Genomic DNA, 255 nt, shown 5'->3' on the forward strand with positions numbered 1-255 from the left:
GTTCTTTTGGACGGACAGCCAGAAGGCGTTTTTACGCGAGGAAATTCTGGACGACGCGGATTGGGCAGAGGTGGTGGATGAGTTGAATGTGTTGCTGCGTACGGGCCGCGGGCTATAAAAACCGTGCCCGCGATAGCGCAGTGACAGTCGACATCTGCATCGACTGAACCGCCGTCATCACGGGCCAGCCCGCTCCCACGGGGACTCGTCGGTGTGGCAGACCTCGCAATCCTGGTGCTGAAAAACCCACGCTCG

The 255-nt window shown here is 59.6% G+C and carries 1 protein-coding gene; it reads left to right on the forward strand.

Going from position 1 to position 255, the window contains the following annotated elements:
- The coding region (locus KZZ06_RS23645) for a DUF2789 family protein (RefSeq protein WP_219581964.1) at window positions 1-118 on the forward strand (118 nt) is incomplete at its 5' end.
- Window positions 119-255: the final 137 nt, after the last annotated feature.

This window comes from Sulfitobacter sp. CW3 (genome assembly GCF_019392245.1).
Classification (GTDB): domain Bacteria; phylum Pseudomonadota; class Alphaproteobacteria; order Rhodobacterales; family Rhodobacteraceae; genus Sulfitobacter.